17 protein-coding genes are annotated in these 21,458 nt (G+C 42.3%); 13 read left to right on the top strand and 4 right to left on the bottom strand.

What is annotated here, in order from left to right:
* Window positions 1-113 precede the first annotated feature (113 nt).
* Together NYE45_RS17815 and secA2 are read left to right on the top strand one after the other, a co-directional pair.
* The gene (locus tag NYE45_RS17815) at window positions 114-1,187 is read left to right on the top strand and encodes an ankyrin repeat domain-containing protein (protein WP_340013472.1); all 1,074 of its coding nucleotides are present in this window, start codon (window positions 114-116) and stop codon (window positions 1,185-1,187) included.
* An 836-nt stretch (window positions 1,188-2,023) separates the two neighbouring features.
* Window positions 2,024-4,309, top strand: a complete 2,286-nt coding sequence (secA2, locus tag NYE45_RS17810; RefSeq protein WP_340013471.1) for an accessory Sec system translocase SecA2 — start codon at window positions 2,024-2,026, stop codon at window positions 4,307-4,309.
* Window positions 4,310-4,731: 422 nt separating this feature from the next.
* Here the strand turns inward: secA2 and NYE45_RS17805 are convergent, their stop codons facing one another.
* Window positions 4,732-6,108 carry a PepSY domain-containing protein gene (locus NYE45_RS17805; protein ID WP_340013470.1) on the bottom strand — a complete coding sequence of 459 codons (1,377 nt, stop codon included), beginning with the start codon at window positions 6,106-6,108 and terminating at the stop codon, window positions 4,732-4,734.
* Window positions 6,109-6,507: 399 nt separating this feature from the next.
* Here NYE45_RS17805 and NYE45_RS17800 point away from each other — a divergent pair, with 399 nt between their 5' ends.
* The 5 genes from NYE45_RS17800 (at window position 6,508) to NYE45_RS17780 (ending at window position 9,742) form a co-directional block, all read left to right on the top strand.
* Window positions 6,508-7,482, top strand: coding sequence for a phosphotransferase (locus NYE45_RS17800; protein ID WP_340013469.1), 975 nt, complete (start codon window positions 6,508-6,510; stop codon window positions 7,480-7,482).
* Between the two features lie 47 nt (window positions 7,483-7,529).
* On the top strand, window positions 7,530-7,991 hold the full coding sequence (locus NYE45_RS17795; protein ID WP_340013468.1) for a hypothetical protein: 462 nt from the start codon (window positions 7,530-7,532) through the stop codon (window positions 7,989-7,991).
* A gap of 188 nt (window positions 7,992-8,179) precedes the next feature.
* Window positions 8,180-8,509, top strand: coding sequence for a hypothetical protein (locus tag NYE45_RS17790; protein WP_340013467.1), 330 nt, complete (start codon window positions 8,180-8,182; stop codon window positions 8,507-8,509).
* 72 nt (window positions 8,510-8,581) lie between these two features.
* A complete protein-coding gene (locus NYE45_RS17785; protein ID WP_340013466.1) occupies window positions 8,582-9,331 on the top strand; it encodes an AAA family ATPase in 750 nt (249 codons plus the stop codon).
* A gap of 105 nt (window positions 9,332-9,436) precedes the next feature.
* A complete protein-coding gene (locus NYE45_RS17780) occupies window positions 9,437-9,742 on the top strand; it encodes a hypothetical protein (protein ID WP_340013465.1) in 306 nt (101 codons plus the stop codon).
* Between the two features lie 148 nt (window positions 9,743-9,890).
* Here NYE45_RS17780 and NYE45_RS17775 read toward each other — a convergent pair whose 3' ends face one another.
* Complete coding sequence (locus NYE45_RS17775; protein ID WP_340013464.1) at window positions 9,891-10,361, bottom strand: GNAT family N-acetyltransferase; 471 nt, start codon at window positions 10,359-10,361, stop codon at window positions 9,891-9,893.
* A 662-nt stretch (window positions 10,362-11,023) separates the two neighbouring features.
* Window positions 11,024-12,562 (bottom strand): hypothetical protein, encoded by a 1,539-nt coding sequence (locus NYE45_RS17770; RefSeq protein ID WP_340013463.1) that lies wholly within the window; start codon window positions 12,560-12,562, stop codon window positions 11,024-11,026.
* Window positions 12,563-12,803: 241 nt separating this feature from the next.
* Here NYE45_RS17770 and NYE45_RS17765 point away from each other — a divergent pair, with 241 nt between their 5' ends.
* From NYE45_RS17765 to NYE45_RS17745, 5 genes are all read left to right on the top strand, one after another.
* Window positions 12,804-13,397 carry a cupin domain-containing protein gene (locus tag NYE45_RS17765; protein WP_062835050.1) on the top strand — a complete coding sequence of 198 codons (594 nt, stop codon included), beginning with the start codon at window positions 12,804-12,806 and terminating at the stop codon, window positions 13,395-13,397.
* A 142-nt stretch (window positions 13,398-13,539) separates the two neighbouring features.
* On the top strand, window positions 13,540-14,220 hold the full coding sequence (locus NYE45_RS17760) for a hypothetical protein (RefSeq protein WP_340013461.1): 681 nt from the start codon (window positions 13,540-13,542) through the stop codon (window positions 14,218-14,220).
* 540 nt (window positions 14,221-14,760) lie between these two features.
* Window positions 14,761-16,350: a methyl-accepting chemotaxis protein gene (locus NYE45_RS17755; RefSeq protein WP_340013459.1), complete on the top strand. Its 1,590-nt coding sequence runs from the start codon at window positions 14,761-14,763 to the stop codon at window positions 16,348-16,350.
* A 24-nt stretch (window positions 16,351-16,374) separates the two neighbouring features.
* On the top strand, window positions 16,375-16,800 hold the full coding sequence (locus NYE45_RS17750; protein WP_062835047.1) for a chemotaxis protein CheW: 426 nt from the start codon (window positions 16,375-16,377) through the stop codon (window positions 16,798-16,800).
* Between the two features lie 14 nt (window positions 16,801-16,814).
* The gene (locus NYE45_RS17745; RefSeq protein ID WP_340013457.1) at window positions 16,815-18,830 is read left to right on the top strand and encodes a chemotaxis protein CheA; all 2,016 of its coding nucleotides are present in this window, start codon (window positions 16,815-16,817) and stop codon (window positions 18,828-18,830) included.
* A 92-nt stretch (window positions 18,831-18,922) separates the two neighbouring features.
* Here the strand turns inward: NYE45_RS17745 and NYE45_RS17740 are convergent, their stop codons facing one another.
* Window positions 18,923-19,807 carry a LysR family transcriptional regulator gene (locus tag NYE45_RS17740; RefSeq protein WP_062835045.1) on the bottom strand — a complete coding sequence of 295 codons (885 nt, stop codon included), beginning with the start codon at window positions 19,805-19,807 and terminating at the stop codon, window positions 18,923-18,925.
* Window positions 19,808-19,919: 112 nt separating this feature from the next.
* On the opposite strand from NYE45_RS17740, the gene zwf reads away from it, so the two are divergent.
* Window positions 19,920-21,443: a glucose-6-phosphate dehydrogenase gene (zwf, locus tag NYE45_RS17735; RefSeq protein ID WP_340013456.1), complete on the top strand. Its 1,524-nt coding sequence runs from the start codon at window positions 19,920-19,922 to the stop codon at window positions 21,441-21,443.
* Window positions 21,444-21,458: the final 15 nt, after the last annotated feature.

Here is a 21,458-nt window from a genome sequence, read left to right as displayed (position 1 = left end):
TCGACAATTCTCTTAAATTAGTGATAGGTTATAATAATAAACCTATTTTATATTATATCCCATTCATATATTCAACTAAATATAAAATTGATTAGTAGTAGGAGGGTACACCTTTGTTCAAAATCGGAAATCAAGGATCGTTCGAAACGCTTCCTGATCAAGCTAGGGCAATATATGAGGGAGACACCGGTGCTGTAGAACAATTCATTAAGCAGGGCCTGGGTCTCGAAGAAGAGATCACACTCAGCAAATACATAGCATTAACGCCGCTAGACCTTGCCTTAATCTGCAATCAACTGGAAGTGGTTAAATTGTTGTTCGAGCACGGAGTTAAACTGAATGTCAAAAATAATCCGGCGATCCTTAAAGCAGTTAGATATTGTGGAGAAGAAATGGTGCGATACCTGTACCAGCAAGGTGCCAAGTTAAATGGACTTAATCGGGTCAAATCCAGTGCATATGATGAAGCCTACTATGGTAACAAAAAAAATATAACCGTGCTGAACGAGCTGGGGTTGGATATTCGTAAATATGGAGGCAAAACGTTACGCAAGGCTGTAGCTGATCACGATATGAAGACAGTCCAGTATTTGCTGGATGAAGGGGTAGACGTCAATTACAATGAACCAGATATGGTATACCCGTATAAGGCGACACCTCTTACCGTAGCTGCACGACTTAATAACATGAAAATGGTTCGATATCTGGTGGACCAAGGAGCAGATGTGACTATTCAGGAGAAGGATGGAGAGAGGGCGTACACGATTGCAGTGAGTCAGAAAAATGAAGAAATGGCCGAATTTCTAAAGGGGCATGAACCTCAAGAATTTCATGATATGAGCAACAAATTGCATGCATTGAAGTCTTATAAACTTCCGCAGCAACTTATTAATTTTCTAACTAGTGGTACCCGAAGAATAGACTTGCCAGATAGTGAATCAGGCATCCGATATATAGAATTCTTTCATCTAATTGATACCGTGGAGATGAAAATGGGCAGACAGAAGCTACTGCGTATTTCCTCGGACATCGATCAATACTCACATATCCTGATTGTCTGGAATCCGAGCAAAAAAATGATTGGATATGCAGACATTGAGCATCAAGAACATGGAACTTTAGCTACATTTGAAGAGTTCTTGGCAGATCCGGCTAAACAAATTGCAGATTTTTTTGATCAAATGTAATTATTCCTATAATAAGCAGGTAGAGAGTTAATAGGTTAATTGTTCAACTTTTACTGTTTTATAAAATAATGATTGGAAGCTATTAGTCAGTATACATGAGGTTTTTAATGAAAAAGGTAGTATTTCGTATGATCAGGTTAGCCGTAATTACTGGTTGGCCTTTTTTTGTAGTCGTTTTACGATGGGGGAGCCGGGAGAATATGGCGGCTTAGGGCTATGACCTCGTAACAAAAACAGTTCTCCCACTACCTCCATAAGACCATGTTTGGGCTCGTAGAGAAAGTTGACCCCGTATGACAAGCGAATTTATGGGTTTGGAACGATCGTGGAAAAGGCAGGCAAAACGAAAAATAAGGAATGAGAACATGGAACCTGCTGTTGGTGAAGATGTCTAGAGGTTCAAGTGTGATACAGGCGTTTCAAAAACGAAATGAACCCGTTGGCAAACTATAGTGATTGCGCATGTTAATCGGACAGACTCGGGATTCTGTTTACCTGTACCTAAATCAGTCAAACAACTAATTTAACGAATTATCATTAAGCTAAAGAGTAGGTTATTTAAATGCTTCTGGAATTTTTAAGTCAAAGCAAATAGGAAATCAATATAAGTATTTGAGTTACTGGTGTATTGATCGACTACCTTAAGATGGATATCTCACGAATATACCAAATCATTTAATTCAATATTTTGAGATTTTATGGAAACTTACACCAAGTGAGTACGTATGTAAAGTCATATCTTACGCTTAGGCAGCCTTTGACGGAACGAGAATGCAATTTAATAGGACAAGCTTTCTGAAAGAAAGCAGCATCATGACCGAGGAGGGAATAAACCAGTGAGTATAGTCGTCAACTTGATGCGGAGATTCAAAGACCGCGATACCCGGCAACAGTTAAAAGGCTATCGAGGCAAGGTGGAACTCATCAGAAAACGGAATTTGGAGGCTTGGGACGATCAGCGGCTCCAAGAGGAATCTCTCCGCTTGAAAAAGGAAGCAAAGTGGGGAACACCTTTAGATGAACTACTTGTCGACGCCTATGCGCTGGTCTGCGAGGTAGGGAAGAGAAAGCTCGGATTACAGCCTTACAATGAGCAGATCATGGCTGCCATAGCTTTGCATGAGAGATTTTTAATCGAGCAGCATACGGGCGAAGGAAAAACACTCTCTGCTGTTATGCCTGCTTACCTAAATGCGCTGACTGGCCAAGGCGTTCATGTGCTGACGTTTAACGATTATTTGGCAAGTCGAGATGCCGAGTGGATGGGTCCGATCTATCGTTTTCTCGGATTAAGTGTAAACTCAGTTCAAGCTGGTATGAGCCTTTGCGAGAAACAGGAAGCATACGCCAACGATATAACCTATGTGACGGCTAAAGAAGCGGGATTTGATTATTTACGCGACACAATCTCCTTAAACGAAGCTGATACGGTGCATCGTCCATTCCACTACGTCATCGTCGACGAAGCGGATTCATTGCTTCTTGACGAAGCGCGGGTGCCGCTAGTCATCAGCGGCGAGTCGAGCTCTTCCAAGAGAGACGACCTTCGTTTTGCAGAAGTGGCTCGGCAGCTCGACGAAGTAGAGCATTACGAATTCGACGAGTTTCAGCGGAACGTTTATTTGAATGAAGCTGGCGCTGCGAAGGTGGAGTCGCTGCTCGGAAGCGGCAACTTGTACGATAGCCATAATAGTCATTTCTTAACGTCCTTGAACTGTGCGCTGCATGTGGAAACCTTATTAAAGAAAGATGTCAATTACATCGTGAGAGATGGTCAAATCCAATTAATTGATGAATATACCGGTCGTGTAGCAGAGAACAGGTATTTGCCGGATGGACTGCAAGCTGCGCTTGTGGCTAAAGAAGGACTGGAATGGAAGGCGGGAGGGAAAATTCTCGGGACGATTACCATTCAACACTTCATTAGTCTGTATCCAGGAATTTGCGGAATGACGGCTACGGCGCAGGCTGCAGCAATGGAATTTGAGAACATTTATGCGCTGCAGGTTGTGAAAATTCCGCCGAATCAGCCAAACATACGGATCGATCACCCGCACCGAATTTTCACTCATAAAGAAGCCAAACTAAAGGCGCTTGTACAAGAAATTTCATCCATCCATGCGACGGGACGTCCGATTCTCATTGGTACGTCTAGCGTTGAGGAGTCTGACAAGCTGGCGGAGGCGCTGGTGAGCGCCAATGTACAATGCCATGTTCTGAATGCAAAAAACGACGCAATAGAAGCCAAAATCATAGCTAAAGCAGGAGAAATCGGCGCCGTAACGGTGTCTACAAATATGGCAGGACGCGGCGTTGACATTAGGCTCGGCGGCGGCAACCCGGAGAAGGCAGAAGTTGTCGCCAAGCTGGGAGGATTATACGTGATAGGTACATATGTGAACGAAAGCGTGCGGATTGACGATCAGCTACGCGGGCGTTCCGGCCGCCAGGGCGACCCGGGAGCTTCCGTATTTTTCGTCAGCTTAGAGGACGAGTTAATGCTTCAGTTCGGAATCCACAAAGTGGTTCGCGCTCCTCGGCAGGAGGAGGCTCTCGAGGAGTCGATGCTCCGCAGTAAAATCGAGCATGTTCAGCGCGTTATTATGGGCCAAAACTTCGATATCCATCAGGAACTGAACAGTTATTCCGATATGGTGGAGGATCAGAGGCGAATTCTACACGCTGAGCGACTCAGAATTTTAAAAGGCGAGCTGCCAATGAGCCCTTCAGAGCAGCGGGTACGGCTTTTTTATATCGATGAGTTCTGGGCTGAACATCTGGCATATGTTTCTTACCTTCGCGAAAGCATCCATTTGGAGAGCATTGCTAGCCGGAATCCAATCGACGAATTCCATACGAAAATTACCCAGGCCTACGAGCAAATTCCGGATAAAATCAATAAGGAGTCTACGAATATGCTTTTAAAGCTTGGAGGTTCAAATGATCCTGCAGAGTGGGAAAAGCTCGGTCTGAAAAGCCCTACTTCCACCCGAACCTATATTATCAATGACCAGTACAGCCAGAATAAGCGGAGTTCATGGACAGGTACGACTGTTTTGGCTTTTTGGGGTAGCAAAATTTTGAAGTTGGCACTGTGGCCTGTATACAGGCTGTCAAAATAGTGATGCAGAGTAGCTTTTAAGGGTAATTGCAGAAAACAGATCTAGGCTAGAGAAGGAATAGTTGGGTAAACGATCATAAACGCTATCCAATTATATCATTTGGTACTTCGGGGAACAAAATTATCTCAGATGTAACAAATTTGGGTTTGAGATAAAACTGTTGCTACTCTATAACATGCACAACGAGGAATTGACAATAAAAATTCAAGAGTTGTTTGGAAATGGGTCTCCATAATGATTAATAGGGACCGCACCAAGGCGACATTATTAAGCTAACGGGAAACCATAGCTTAATAAAACAAGTAAGCAGCTGACCAACGTGATCAGCTGCTTTTTGTTTGAAGTGGTGGCCCTACATCGGCAGGCAAAAATCTAGACTTCCTGCAGCGAGGTGTTCGTGGGGTTGCTTAGTTTTGTTGTAGTTACAGGTTGTAATCGATGCCTTCGTCAGCGCCTGTGAGGGCGTTTACGTATACGCGAGAGACGCCTTCGATCCCAGTGACGGAAAATGCGTATACAAGCTTGCTGTTGTGGATCTCCAGCTTTGGCTTACCCGAGACGGTTACTTTTGAGCTTAGCTTCTCAGAGGCTTGCTCCGCTGTCAGTTTCGGGTGAAGTGGGAAGGTTTTATTGTAATTGTAAAAATAACTATACGCATCAAAACTCTTCAACGCACCGGTACGGCGATTAAATTGCCATACGACTTGCATCTGCGGAATGGAAACTTGTTTCCGAACCGGAATATACGTGAGATAAATTGAGGTATCTTTTATTTCTTTTGCTACTATGGCCAGACGTTCGTCAGACCAGCGCGCCATCCAGGTGTCCGCAGCCGCGATAGCCTGCTTTAAGTCCATAGATTGCTCTACAACTCCTTCTTCGGAGATCGAGCCGTCGCGTGTCACTTGAAGCACGTGTCCGCTTTTACTCAGTGTTGCAATATAGGAGCTGGTTGGTTTTCCAGTAGTGTCCGATAACTTGAAATCCATGAATTCTCCTAATTGGGGGCTGCTCCCGCCGGAGACCATGTTAACGATTTGCTTACCTGCTCCTGTATTCCAGGCTTCGCCCATGAATATTTTTGCTTTTGCCGCAAGCTCCGTAGCATTATAAGTGGTTTCACCGGCGAAAACGGTTCCTGGCTTCGGAGGTATGTAAGGATTCTGATTGTACAGGAACTCGTTAAAAGCTTTATTTCCATATGTGTAGACCGAATCGAGTTGAGACAAGGCCTCTTCCATTTCGGCCGAGATCCGTTCTATATCCGATAAAGTGGTCCGATCACCTTTCTCTCTCATCAGATCAAAATACGGTAGGGCGGTCCTCGCGAACTTTCTCAGACGCTGAATTTGTTCTAATTGATTCGGGTTGAGCGAAATTTCCTTCTCGCTGGCGGGGTAGGCCAAATAGCGGCTCCCGTTCGTGATAAACGATTCGTACACTGGCCAAGATTGAGAGTTTGTTGTAGCAGAAGCACTACTTACAAATTGCACTATAAGATTGACATTTTCAATCGCAGATTGAAGGGCTGCTTGCCGATCTGAAAACGAAGCTGCCGCAAGGGACTCCGCGAGTGCATAGTCGAAATTGCGCAAGTGGATTGATTGTATATGCGACCAGTATTGCTTATTACGCTGTTGCTGCTGCTCCCATTGTCGATTAGTTTGATGCTCCGTATAACTGAAATACGCGCCCGCGAATGTCGTCGCGCAAAGCAGACCAATGATGGATTTGGTAAGTACATTCATGTCAATAAAAGCTCCTGTCTTTGTCTTCATAATGCTTATCCACTTTAACAAAGATGAGAAGACAGTTTAATGAGTAAATATTTCCAATGTAAATCGCTAGACCGTTAAACCAACCTGCACGCATGAGGCTGACGAAAAGTACTTTAGAGGCAGGAAATAAGATCGTTAAGATATTAGATTATTAACGTTAATTTTCTTTTAACCTTTTACGACTACTTATGCTAGGATATTGAACTAACGGGAGACGATAGTTGATAAGGAATTACCTAAGTCGCCAACATATTAATTAATTTTTGGTCTTTTTCTGTTGCATCCAGACGATACTGTGCAACGCGCATCTTTTCAAACTGATGGACAGTAGAGTTTGTTTATAATCAATCTTGGTCCTCATAACATAAATATTCCTGATATAATCATTTTATAAAAATGGAAACAACTGGGGTGTATGTTATGTTTTCTGAAGAGGATTATACGAAGGTAGCGAAAGAAGCCTTAATTCAATACCCGATAATTTTTAGTGAAATTGTATACCTCGGGGAAAGTGATAATGTTACATTCCGAGTTCATACAAAATACGATAATCCGAAGTTTCTTATCAAAATCCATATTTCGAAGAGTTCCAATTACTCAAAGGAAAATATCGAATCAGAACTCATGTGGCTTGAAGCCTTGGATGAAGATACAGGTCTTGTTGTACCTAATCCTATAAGGAATCTTGAAGGAGATCTGGTCACAGTTATATCAACTGATCATAATGATAATAACTTCCTTGTGACTGTTCACCAGTGGGTTAATGGTAAGGTGCTTAATAGAGAGCCAACAAGTAATGAAACTGCCAATTTGGCTCTTTTAATGGCGGATTTACATAAACATTCTATGAGGTGGAATGCACCTGACGGCTTTAATAGACCAATATACAATACCGATCATTTATATTCTTCACTTAATCAATTAAAACAGTTGGTAAATTTAGAACTTATGTCAAGTGAAGCATTTGCTTATGTGGAAGAGTCAGCACATACAATAGCAAAAATGATACAAGGACATACAGGAGAGCAGTGTAATTGGGGAATCATTCATTCCGATCTTCACGAGAGTAATTATGTGTTTTATGAAGATATTCCTCGACCCATAGATTTTTCGAATTGTGGTTATGGCTTTTATTTATTTGATATGGCAGAAACATTTCTGCATCTTTCAGTTGAAAACAGGAAAATATTCATTAAATCATATAATAAAGTAAATCAACTACAAGAAAATTATATAGAGTTATTAGAAGCTTTCTTTATATGGTCAATAATAAGGACTTTTGCATTTCATTCTTTAAATCCAAACGAACAACAATCTTTGGCTACTAGTCTTCCATCAGTTATTCAACATTATTTTATGAAATATTCTAAAGGAGAAAGTTTCTTGTTCAACTAAGCAACCTATTCAAGAAAGTTTCGTCTAATTATACGGAGATGATATGAATGACGAAGATGAATAGCTCCATCATAATGTTAGTTTTAGTAGTGTGCATGATTTTGGTAGGCTGTACAAAGGAAAATACTAAGTCAGAACCAATACACACTGAACCAGTAGCCACAGATATTTTTAAAAAGGAACCATACGGGCCAAACAGAAATACAAATCAATCTAAGTTAGTCGGTTCCCTTAAGGTAGAAAACGTAGGATCAGATACTAAAATAATGTATACTTTCAAAAATCAAAGTGAAAAAATAGTGAATGTTATTGGCGGAGCAAGGTATAAGTTGATAAAAAACAACAAAGTAGTAGACGAAGGTGTTGTACCAACAAAAGACTATATTGATTTGGAGTCTGGTCAGGACTATACAGATATAAAGACATTTTCGAATCTGGAGCCCGGCTCATACACCATCCATGTGGAATGGAACAAAACTGTTGTTTCTGCTGAATTCGTTCGAAACTAAAATTGGTTAAGCTAAGAGGAAACATAGCTCAATAATACGAAGAAAGCAGCTGATCAATGTGATCTGCTGCTTTTGTTGCAGAAACGGCAGGTTAACTCAATGCCATCTTGCGAATTACAAGTGTAACTTTTATTGATTGATAGTGTTGTTAATAACGAGGAACTTCTTATAGGTTTTAGAATAAATAAATGAAAAAGAATACGAGGGATGAAGTATTGAAGAAAAAGAGACTATTTTTTACTGTTGTATCATTAGCCTTAACAGCAGCGACAGCAACTGCCTGTGATTCAACAAGTTCAACTCAAGAGAATATGCCTACTCCAAAATCTGGTGTATTATCAAGCAAGTCCGAAAGTACAACCCATACCAATTCTTTAAGCGAACATGAGAGCAAACCCTCTCACTATATTGTTTCTGGAGGCGCAACGGTACAGCAACCTTTTTCCGTAAATCCTGAAGGGGAAGTATGGGGATCAGCTGGTTCAGACCCGGATGATACTGTTCATCTATCTTATTGAACTAACGGGCAGGGTAGTTTCGGTATGTGGTATTATTTGATTGATGGAGTGAACTAAAGGGAGTGAACTATATTGAATGTACAGCATTCCTATTTACGACAAATTCAGCTTAAGAAGCACCAAGTACCCACTTATAATCGTTACCCCTTTAATTTGGCAGTCATTCGAAGCCTGAATACTCTTGATTTCCACCCCAAGGTAACCTATATCGTAGGTGAAAATGGGATGGGTAAATCAACACTGATGGAGTCCATTGCTGTCGCATGGGGTTTTAACCCGGAGGGTGGGACGATCAACTTTTCCTTCTCAACCCAGGCTACCCACTCGAGCTTATATGAATATATACAATTAGTCAGAGGTCCGCGACGCCCGAGGGATGGCTTCTTTTTCCGGGCAGAAAGTTATTATAATTTAGCCACGACGATCGATGAGTTGGACAGCCAACCTTCATTCGGTCGCCCTATTAAAGATTCGTACGGTGGCAAGTCCTTGCATGAGCAATCGCATGGAGAGTCGTTCTTTTCCACGTTCATTCATCGATTCGGGGAGAATGGATTATATATACTGGATGAGCCTGAGGCTGCATTGTCTCCCCTTCGCCAAATGGCGATGCTGACACGAATCCATGACCTTGTTTTGCAAAACTCTCAATTTATTATTGCGACCCATTCCCCAATCCTTATGGCATATCCAGATTCGATTATTTACAATCTAAAGCCAGATGGTATCGAGGTTCAATTATTGGAAGAAACCGACCATTTTATGATTATGAAAGAGTTTGTGAATAATAAGGATAGGATGCTCAGAGAGTTATTCGAATAAGTTCAAGATTAAGCTAACGGGCAGTATAGTTCCAATATGTAATTTCGGACTAAGGTATGACTCATCATGCTTGAAAAACTATTGTGTTTCAGGAAGTTCATATGTATGGGAAAGGCATTCAGTAAGAGAGCTAAAAAGATAATGGTAAATGGTTATCAATTTCATTGTGTTATCAATGAGATTCCTAGTAATAAGTTTGTTAATTTTAAGGTTTATTCATCTAAAACCACATATTTTGAAGCCTTATTTACATGGGAAGGTAGTTGGTACTTTAACCCGCACAGACCTAGGAATTGCAAACTTTTAATAAGGCATGCAAATGAAATTGGTTGGGAATTCAAACAAGAAAAGAACACATTGAAAATCGAACAAGGTGATCTACTCATTAATAAGCTTGGACTAACAGTATGATTGCTCAATGCTTATTTATCGAAGCCTTAGCTTAATAAAACTTAAGAAGGCAACACAGTGATCAGCTATGTTAAAATTGATTGTTGAATTTCATATAAACGTTAACCGTCCACCGTAAGGTAGTTAACTTAATCCAATGGTTATTCATCTATAAATGCTTTTCATAAAATACCATTGTCATTTTGTCGTTAATCACTTTTGTTGCACCCGTTTTTTTATAGCCAATCTTTTCATACAAATAACAGTTTCCTTTCTCTTGTAAGATGGTACCCAATTTCCATGATTTCGCCTCATCATAAATCTGCTCAACCATTATAAAGACTTTTTGAGCAATTCCTTTTCCTTGATGTTCTGGCAGTATAAAAATGGGGCTAACACTGTAGATTTGATTATCTTTTCTCACGATTCTAATTCCACCAATAGCAACTTCAAGATGAAGAATTATAAAATAATCTGTACAAGATTGATTGAGTTGAGTAACAATTCTTTCTACGGTTTCATTGGCGGGGCTTGTTTCAAAATCCTGATATTTTTCCAACAAAGGCATAAATGCTTTGACTTTCATTTCATGAATAGTCGCTGCATCTTTTAAATCTGCTTTACATAATGTAACCTCCATTGAATATATACCTCCTATTAAACGCTTGTTAATATAGTACATGCTCTGTTAATTTAATACAAAAAAAGATGTTCGTCGTATCTTTATCAAGTAAAAAAAAATCGATTAAGGAGGGGTTGGAGATATTAAAAAGACATTGGGGCAAATATTTAATTCTACTTGCCATTATTTTACCGATCGCCATTGTTACTATCTTTACGCTCCCTCATGATAAACGCTATATTGCAGTAGCGATATTTCCGTTACTATTCTGGGTATCGTATTATTCATGGATCGCATTCGAGAAAAAAAGATAAATAAAACAAATTCTTTCTTAAGGAAGGGGGAGGAATAGTAACTTCAGTTTTTAGAGACAGAAGATGTCGAATTCATGAGGTTGGTAAGTTGTCATAGGTAGCTTATATCTATGAAAATGGCGGTTAAAATAAGAACAACTACACATACCGTGAAACAGAATACATTGAGAATCTTCACCTTAGCCCTGCTTATACTCGTTGATGTTATATTAAATTATACGTAAAGGGATAAATATAGTAGAAGAAAATGTATTCATAAAAAGAGGATCCTGCAAAATTCATTACAGAACCCTCTATTGCGTAAATAGCTGATTTTTTGGATGAAATATTGCCGCCCTAGTGACTGAACGAATCGAAACATGTAACCTAGAAGTCCCTCAAACGATCAAATACCTCAAATAATTCCTCGTGATTAACCTTAACTGAATCATCTTGATGCAGTTCCGATTGCTCATTCAACTGATCTAGCAACCCCTCAAGAACAACATAAATCTCTTCCCGCTCAACAGTTTCAATAAAGCCGGTCTTGGCATCCATCTTGTTGAAGGTCTGTGTGTAGTTCTCAACCATGGAGACGAGCTGTTTGTGCATAGCTTCCTGATTGTTGCAATCTTGACTTAATTGACGGATTTCCTTCAAGCACTGCTTGTACAATTGAGCTGCTTTTTTCGCGTGTGCTGCCTTGATGTGGTCCCGTCCATCCCAATCCCGAAACGGATTGTTCAGGTTCTCCGCAAGCCATTCCGGTTTGCGTCCTTTGGTGATCTCCACATCAAATCCGGCAGCAGCAAATTTTTTATATTTTGTTTTGATCGACTTGGCTGCATCGGCAGGCAGACTGGTAAGCCATAGCGTAGTCAATTCTGGAAGTTGCTCTGGATCAGGGAATTGTTCACCATTGAAGCCGAACAGATCATATATAGTGAAGGTTTGCAAATTCGCCAAATGCTGAATCGTTTCTATATTGGATACATTGCCGGGTTTACCCCACAATCGCAATTCTGAAAGCTCTGGATAGTACTGCACAAGTGGCTCCAGATTAAGTTCGGTGATATCTCGGATATACAGACCTTCAAGTCGGCAGATACCCGTAACCTGTGGCAGGCTCGATGGAACATTCAGAGTGATGCATTTACCGTCTTCATGAGCCACGATACGCAGATCAGGAGACAGCTCACCTGTGAAATTCAGACTAGTCATCTTCGTGTTCAAAATTAACTCCCTCAACCCGCTGACATCCACAATAAGTTTGGTCAGGTGGCTCTTGCTGATATCCAGAATCGTTTGGCCATGATTTATGATATGAAGTTCATTAATAAACGGGTTGTCCTCTATAAATGGAAAGATCGATTCCGTATATCCATTCATTTCAATATGTGTTAGACAAGGCAGCTTTGCGAGTTCGGTGACATCTTCCTCAGACTTAGGGTTGAAATCACGGAGTGTACTCGTACTGCGCCGCATTACACGCTCGCCAATCATGACTTCTTCGTCATCATCCACAGCTTGTTTGAACTCTGCTCTTCGGATCGCATCGATACCTTCCCATTCACGCTGGAGATAGAGCTTTTCTCCGATCGGCCAGCCTCCGCCATACGTATTTGTTTCCTTGGTGTAGAGAGGAGGTATGTTGCCTACAAGCACATACTGTGAAGGAACAGTAGCACTCACGAAACTATGGTCAACTCGATCATTCCAGAAGTAAAAATTACAGATCAATGGCTTCATCTGATGAAGCAGCATTTCATTAGGCAGTTGATCACCAGTCCAATCCAACTGAAGAACAGAGGCCAGCGTGTCGGAAGCTTTACCTTCCGTTTCTTTCAGCCCAATGACCTGGCAGGCGGTATATTGTTGTAATTTTTCGACGTACACGCAGTACACATCTCCAACATGGGGGATCATGTTATGCTCCTTTCGTTCTGCAACATTCGATGCTGAGCTACTTGTAAACCAAGTATTCTATAGAACTAATAATAGATGAATTATATCAAAGTCATTCAGAGACTACCATTTTGGGATAGAGTCTCACTTGCTTGAATATTTTTATTAAAATGAACGATGTCTACGGACACAGGTATGAGCCGCATTTCCTCGGCATACAGTACAACAATGAGATGTATGCCCAAGGAGGAGAAATAACTGTATGATTGATCCGATTTTGCAAGCTCCGAATGTTCCGTTAGCTGCCGATTCTAATGCGGTTGTCAATTATCAGAGGGATTCACGCAACTATATAACCCAGTTGTTTGGAGAACAGCTGCCGACCATTGCAAATGGTTTCTTCAACGTGTACTTAAGCAAAGGAATTATTGTTCAACCTCATTGGCATACCAATGTCACGGAGATGGTTGTGGTCATCACCGGTGAAATTACAGCGTCTGTCTTCAACCCGTTTACGCGTGAACGATTGACATACCGTCTGAAACCAGGTCAGGTTGTGGTATTTCCGAAAGGCTGGTTTCACTGGTTTGTGGCTGAGACAGATGATGTATATGTATTAACTATCTTTGATCAACCAACGCCTGATATTGTGTTTGGAGCGGATTTCTTGGCAGCTACACCGCCGGAGGTGGCTCACCGCGCGTACTGTTTGGATGAAGAGGCGTATGCCAGAGCCGTTGCATCCATTAAAAATGATGCCATTCTGGGCCCTCCAATAGGGTGTGATACTGCTGTTTCCGACCTGTCTACCCAACCATCCAATGCATCCAAACCAACCAAAGGATCTAAAGATTAGGGGCAATTCCTCTCTAATAAAATAGAACCATTCAAGCCTGCAACTGGAACTTATCCGGTTGTGGGCTTATTCTATGCGTTAACACCTATACAATTCTCTGTTAATATAGTTGTAACATCGATGAAAATGGGGGATACCGACCATGGCAATGTCCGAAACAGAAATGCTTGAAACTGCAATGAGTTATGCACCTGTATTGATGTTTGACCGGAACGAACCCTTCTATCCGGATTTTGTTGGCGTTTCTGTGCTGGATCGTTCAGGACCTTCGCCTTCGTTCAAGAGGGATATTCAATTCCCGGCTGAAGCAGTTCAATATGTAATTGAGTTTGCGATCTGGTGGGATTATGAGATTGGTCATCTGTATGAGATGGAACATGTGTGGATATATGTGGGTCATGACGGTGAAGTTGTGGACTGTGAAGCCAGCTTTCATGGTAAAGTGCTGCGGGGGTTGCTGAAGGATCGAGTTAATGTGGTTGGACGTCATGTGTGTCTGTATTCACAGCCTGGCAAGCACGCTTTCTCACCGCTGCCAGTTGTGTTTGAATTATTGCCAGACTTATATAGTGCCGCAGGTACCAAAGCTGGATGTGATGGGTTACTCGTGAATGATTTATTTCGTGGGTATTTTGAAACGAATGAGCAGATTGATGCCCAAGTAACGAGTTATCTGCAGACCAAGGCCTTTGTGCCTTCCATGGAGTTCGATGAGTATCTGTTGAAACCGGAGATGTTCATGACTTGGGACCAGTTGTTTGGCATTATCCCACAGCGGATTAACGATCGCTTAATCGAATTGGAACAGTTGTACAACACGTAGTTTTATTCATTAAAATCCATAGAATTGATATATATTTAATCAAACTCACCTTATGTGGGTTTGATTTTTTTGTATGACAAAGGCATTAGTTAAAGTTGCAAAACATTAGACTTAAGTCATGGGTTGAACAGTACTTATGTGAAATTAAGACATGAATTATAAACAAATTGTAATCGTCGTTAGACCCAAGAACTACATGAGTGTATCTTAATAAATCATAAAAATGAAGTTGTACACTTTGCTAGTGTTATGTCTAATAAATCATATGTAATATGATTGAAAAATATCTAGATTTCGTATATATGAAAATTTTGATTTTAATAAACAGGTAATTAGTTAGTTACTTAATAAAATAGTAGAAACTTAATATCTAAAATAAAAATTCGTAATAGTGCAAATTTATAGAATTAAAAATTCCCTATTCAGTTTTGATATATTTCTGTCGAAATAAATCGTAAGTTGTCTAGAGCGCGACCTAGAGAAGGGTTTACCAAGCGTTATATACATAACTGGACACTACGATGCCTAGGAGGAGATTACATGAAGTGGTTTGGAAATTTGAAAACAGCAACAAAGATTATCTCAGCGTTTTTAATTGTGTCGATGATCCTTGCGGCCCTTGGAATCTACTCAGTGGTTACATTAAGAAGTACGAACGAACGAATGCAAGAGATGTACAACAACAATCTGATCTCTGTGAAAGAATTATCCTCTGCTCAGATTGAATATCAAAGAATGCGTGTGAATGTGCGTGACCTGAGCTTCGAAACCGTCGATACAGAAAAAACTCGGATCACGGAGAACATCGCTTCGATCCGTCAGAGTGTGAATGATCGTTTGGCCATCTATCGTCCTCTTGCAACAACCCCTGAAGAAGTAGAATTACTCCGTAATTTTGATGCGGAATATCCAGGATATTTAACAATGTTTGAACGAGCAACTAACCTGGCTGTCGCAGATGATCAAATTGCCTTTAATACCTACCTTAAAACTGAGCTTAAACCACAAGGAGATAAAATTGTAGGGCTCCTTACCGAATTGATCGACCTTAACGAAAGTTTGGCTGATCAGGCGAATATACAGTCCCAGGCTGCGTATTCACAGGCATTTAAAGTAACCATTATCCTTGTGGTTCTGTCTGTACTCTTCAGTATCCTCATTGGGTATATCATCTCTCGCTCCATTTCGAAGCCGCTCATGGCTATGTTGGGTCTGGCTACGGAAGTTGCCGGCGGAAATCTGACCCTCAAGTCAGACATCACCAGCAAAGATGAAGTAGGTCAACTCGCTGCCGCATTGAACCGTATGGTAGACAATCTGAGAGAGTTAATTAATAACATTGTGATGAACTCTCAAAGTGTTGCCGCTTCTTCGGAACAGATCTCAGCCAGCACGCAGGAAATTGCAAGTACCAGTACAAGCCAATCCAGCGAGGCAGGAAACATCTCCGAATTGTTCAAGGAGCTTTCACTGGCTATTAACTCCGTTGCTGCAAGTGCGGAAGAAGCTGCTGAATTGTCCAATGATACCGTGAAGACTGCTCGTGAAGGTGGACTTGTTGTACAGACTTCATTGGAAGGCATGCAAGCTGTTAATACGAAAATGACCAAGCTTGAAGATGATTCCCGGAAAATCGGTGACATCATTGAAGTGATTGACGATATCGCTGAACAGACCAATCTGCTTGCGCTGAATGCAGCCATTGAAGCGGCACGTGCGGGAGAGCAAGGGCGAGGATTCGCCGTAGTAGCAGATGAAGTCCGGAAGCTTGCAGAGCGAAGCGGTGAGGCGACCAAAGAAATTACAGCCATCATCAAAGCGATGCAGGAAAACACGAGACAAAGCGTACAGGCCGTAGCAGCTAGTGTTGAGCAGTCTTCCATGACTGGACAGGCGTTTGATCAGATCATTGATATGGTCAATAACTCCTCACAGAAAGTAAATGAAATTGCAGCTGCATGTGAAGAAGAAGCTGCTCAAGCCGCAGAGGTTATGAGTTCAGTTGAATCCATCTCGGCTTCCAGTGAGGAATCCGCAGCAGCGTCGGAAGAGACAGCGGCAACATGCCAGTCTCTGGCACATCTGGCGGAAGAGCTGGCGAATTCTGCAGCTGCCTTCAAAACCCAATAAACCACTTGAATTGAGGGTGAATCGATGTCTTCACTTCAGAAGGAACAATATATTGAACTGTCTGTAGGTGCAGAGACTTGCGCCATTCGAATCGAAGAAATTCACGAAATTATTAAAATGCTGAGCATCACAGATATCCCATTTAGCCGTCCAGAGATCAAAGGGGTAGTCAATCTGCGTGGCAAGGTTGTATGTGTGATGAGCCTTCGTAATCTGCTGGGTATGCCGGATGAACCGGACACCAGAGCGACTCGTATTATCGTAGTTCGACATCAGGATGAATATATTGGTTTGATCGTGGATCGCGTGAACAAGGTAACCACATATTCGGAAATACATCCGCCAACCGGAGGTTATGGTCGTAACCGTGAAGGCTTTTTCCATGGTGTCGGTCAACAGGAAGATAAGCTTGTGGGCATTTTGAAACTGGACGAAATATTGGGCGGTTAGGGAGGAATACACGAATGATGGATTTGTCTGCCTACCGTGACATCTTTATCGAAGAACTGAATGATCAACTGGAACGTATGGATCAGTCTTTGCTGGCATTGGAGCTTTCTCCTTCTGTAGAGCTGGTTCAGACATTGTTTCGCGCAGCCCATACCATCAAGGGATCGGCATCCACAATGGATTTCCGTGAATTAAGCGACCTCACGCATGAAGTGGAGTATGCCCTTGAATGGGTCCGGGAGAAAAAACCGGAAATCACTTCGGAGCTAATTGATACATTGTTCCGCTCTTTGGACGCGATGAAGGTGCTTCGGGATCAGTACATCCGTGGGGAAGCCTATGCAGACTTTCGGGCGGTAGTACGAGAAATAAAGGATTTAATTCAGACCCCGGCAGTAGTCGGGAAACTTAAAGTTCCTCAATTGCAACCAGCAGAATCGATTGTGGCACAGGTGGCTGTCGTCTCAGGCAAGCAGTTATTGTCCATTCACATTGTGCTGGAGCAGAAGTGCATGATGAAAGCGGCGAGATATCATATTTTGCGACAACGCATTGAGGACATCTGTGGTAAGGTTGTCACTACTTCGCTCATGGAGAGCCAACCGGGCGCGGAGAATGAAGACGATCATTATGGTCAGTTCATCATCATCGTGGCTACTTCAAAGGACCCACAGCAGCTTAAGACAGAGCTGTCTTCAGACTCGGATATTCATGTGCTGGAGATTGATCCCTATATGCTGGAATCCAATGAGGTTGCAGCGACTTCTGCGCCAGTTGAATTAATCTCGGAAACAGAGCAAACGAAAGCAAGCGTCACTACCGCAGCTACATCTGGTCCGGAAGAGAAAGTAAAAACGGCTCAACCTACCGTTCGTGTGAGTGTTGAACGTCTGGACCATTTGATGAACCTGGTTGGAGAGCTTTTAATTGATCAGACATCTCTTGCAGATCTTAGTGGATCGGGAGCACGTAAGGAACCTTCCTCACTCATCCAGAGCATAAGTGGTGTATCTGATCATATGGGCAGGGTGATCAAAGAGCTTCAAGAAGGTGTCATGAAGACACGTATGTTACCCATTGATCAACTATTCAGCCGTTTCCCGAGATTGGTTCGTGATCTTTCGCAGAAACTGGGTAAAGATCTGGAACTGGTCATTCAAGGTGGAGAGACGGAGCTTGACCGGATGATTATTGAAGAGTTGAGTGACCCACTGATCCATCTCATCCGCAACAGTGCTGATCATGGCATTGAAAGTGTAGAGGTTCGAGCAGAGCACGGCAAGCCGTCCAAAGGCCGTATTACCTTAACCTCATTTCACGAAGAAAATCATGTCGTCATTCGTTATTCAGATGATGGCAAAGGCATCGATGGTGAGAAGATCAAGGCTTCCGCTTTGGGCAAAGGTATTATTAGTGAGGAACAGGCTGCGCGCCTAACAACACAGGAAGCTGTGCATCTCATATTTGAGCCTGGTTTCTCAACAGCTTCTTCTGTCAGTGAAGTATCAGGACGCGGCGTTGGAATGGACATCGTGCGTAGTCAGATCGGACGACTCAACGGTATCATTGATATTGATACGGAGGTTGGTGTGGGCACCACGTTTACGATTCGTCTACCGCTTACTTTGGCGATTATTAAAGGTCTGTTAGTCAAAGTATCGGGTCGTGTTCTGATCTTGCCGATGTACAACGTCGCAGAGATTGTTCGAATTTCACCTGAAGATATTCAGATGATCCAAGGGCAACAAGCGATTCTGAATCATGGTCGTATTGTACCCTTTCACAGACTGTGTGATAAATTGAATTATCCACGAACGGACCGCAAATCTAAAACCATTCCACTCGTGATCGTGCGTTCCGTGGACAAAATTGCAGCATACGCAGTAGATGAGATCATTGGGAATCAGGAAGTTGTGATTAAAACGCTGGGTACGTATCTGGGTGCGATGAATCATCTGTCTGGCGCAACGATTCTGGGTAATGGCAAGGTTGCCTTGATATTGGACGCTTCCTATCTGGTGAGTCATTAATCGTTAGGATAAGCATTATGCAGGCCAAAGAGCCTCATCATCCATAACTGGATGGTGGGGCTCTTCGTTGTACCTTTTGACAGGGTGGCCACTTAGGCTTTGAAAATGAGATCCATAAAACGGTTGGCTGCCAGAGAAATCGGCATATTGCGTTTGGTCATAATCCCCACATGGGAAGGGGGAAGTGGGACATCAAGCTGAATCTCGAAGAGAGAACCTTCCTCCAGCTCTTTGGAGATAAATTCACGTGTAACATAGGAAATACCCAGTCCCCGACGTGCAAATTCAATCAGCAGATCAACGCTACCGACCTCAATCTCAGGCTTCAACGTGTAATTATAGCTGTTAAACAACTCGGTTATAGCCATCCGAACCCGGCTGTTCCGGGAGAAGAGAATCAGTTGATGCTCAAGAAGCATCTCAAGCGTCATGACCTTACCTTTCAACTGAGCATAACGTTCCCCAGCTACAAAGCAGTCTTTCAACTGAATGCTTTCTCTGACTTCCAGCTGCGGATCAACAATGGGCATGCGAACAACGCCAAGATCGATCTTGCCTTCTTTCAGAAACGTAATGACTTCGGGCGTGGTTCCGTGGCTCAGATGCAGCTTGATGTTAGGGTATAAGGTATGGAATTCCTCCAGATACGCCAACATGTAATGCTTAAATAAGGAGTCACTGCCACCGATCCTCAATTCACCATTGTCGAGGTTCTTCAGTGCGGCCATTTTTTCTTCCGCAAGCGAGATCAGAATCTGGGATTGTTCAATATAGGAGTATAGACTGACACCTTCCTGTGTCAACGCTACACCCTTGGAATTTCGATAAAACAAAGTAAGACCAAAGCTCTCTTCCAACTGCTTGATGGCATGACTGACGCTGGGTTGAGTGATATACAGTGCTTTCGCAGCCTGTGTCAAACTGCCCGTTTTGGCGGCCCAATAAAAGACTTTATATAGTTCGTAATTTGTAGTCATAGATGTGGTCTATAGCTCCTGTGAAATATATTAATTACTTGTATAGCTATAAAACGTATTATAGTGTAACTACAACAAAGAAACCAGAGTTACTTGGAAGGAGAACGGTGAGATGGAACCAACTACCATTGTTTTATTTGGTGCTACTGGCGATTTAGCCAAAAGAAAAATATATCCTGCCTTATATAACTTATATCTTGAGCAGAAGCTTCCGGAAACCTTCTCATTGATTGGTCTGGGGCGTAGAGAGTGGTCTGATGAATTCTTTCAGGCACAAGTAGAAAAATCATTAAATGAATTTTCCAGACGCCAGGCTGATCCTGAAGTTGTGAAGTCATTTGTGAAAGCTTTCCGCTACAGTGTATTGAATATAAGCCATAAGGAAGATTATATAAAGCTGTTGGGATTAGTTGAACAAAGAGAAGCTGAGCTTGGCATTCCGTCCAATCGCTTGTTCTATCTCTCGGTTGGTCCGGAATTCTTCGAACCGATTGCCGAGAATATTCAAGAAAGTGGGCTGGGTTCCACAGAGGGCTGGAAACGTCTTGTTATCGAGAAGCCATTTGGTCACGATCTACAGTCCGCAAGAGACCTTAATCGCAAATTAAGCGAATCCTTCACGGAAGAAGAGATTTATCGGATTGACCATTACTTGGGCAAACCGATGGTACAACGTCTGGAGACGTTGCATCAGAGTAACCCAATCATGAAGGCGTTATGGAACAACCGTTACATCTCCAACGTGCAAATTACGGCGAATGAGACTGTAGGTGTCGAAGAACGTGCATCCTATTATGATCATGTAGGTGCAGTGCGAGACATGTTCCAGAATCATATGTTGCAATTGCTCATGATGATGGCGATTCAGCTTCCATACAACAGTACTTCCGAAAAAGTTGGATTGAAGAAAAAGCACATTATGGAATCGATCCAGCCATTGCAAAAGCAGACTGTGGGTGCAAACATCATCCGTGGACAGTATGCAGCAGGCAATATTCAAGGCCAACCGGTTAATGCTTATGCTGCTGAACCGGGTGTAGCGGAGAATACGATGAATGACACGTTCATTGCTGCCAAATTGCAAATTGATGATTTCTTCTGGCGTGGTGTTCCGTTTTACATTCGCACGGGTAAAAGAATGAAGGAGAAATCAACACGTATTGTGATTGAATTCAAAGAACCTTCAGGCCAGACGAATGTCCTGAAAAACAAAGGTTCCAAGCCAAACCTGCTCGTCATTGAGATGAGTCCGGATCAGAGCATGACATTGCAACTGAATGCAAGTGATCCTGAGAATAAAGGTGAATTCAAACCGGTTCATATCGATCTTTCTCCGGATAAAGGTGACCTCGCGGAAGCTTACGAGAATCTGATTCGTGATGCTTTGCTGGGTGATCCAACATTCTTTGCCCACTGGGATGAAGTAGAATTGTCCTGGGCTTGGGTGCAACCAATTCTGGACGCATTCCAGGAAAATCTGTTGCCACTTCACCTGTATCCTGCGGGCAGCTATGGACCTGCTGAATCGGATGCTATGCTTGAAGCAGAAGGCCACCACTGGTGGTTTGATGAGCCGGCGGATCAGCAGTCTGTTGTTGCAAGTAGCACACCTTTGGCGGTTAATGCCAATCTCTAAACCATAATAAAAATA

Source organism: Paenibacillus sp. FSL K6-1318 (assembly GCF_037976905.1).
Classification (GTDB): Bacteria; Bacillota; Bacilli; order Paenibacillales; family Paenibacillaceae; genus Paenibacillus; species Paenibacillus amylolyticus_A.
The sequence above is the reverse complement of the archived record's forward strand: the minus strand, read 5'-3'. Positions and strand labels throughout refer to the sequence as shown.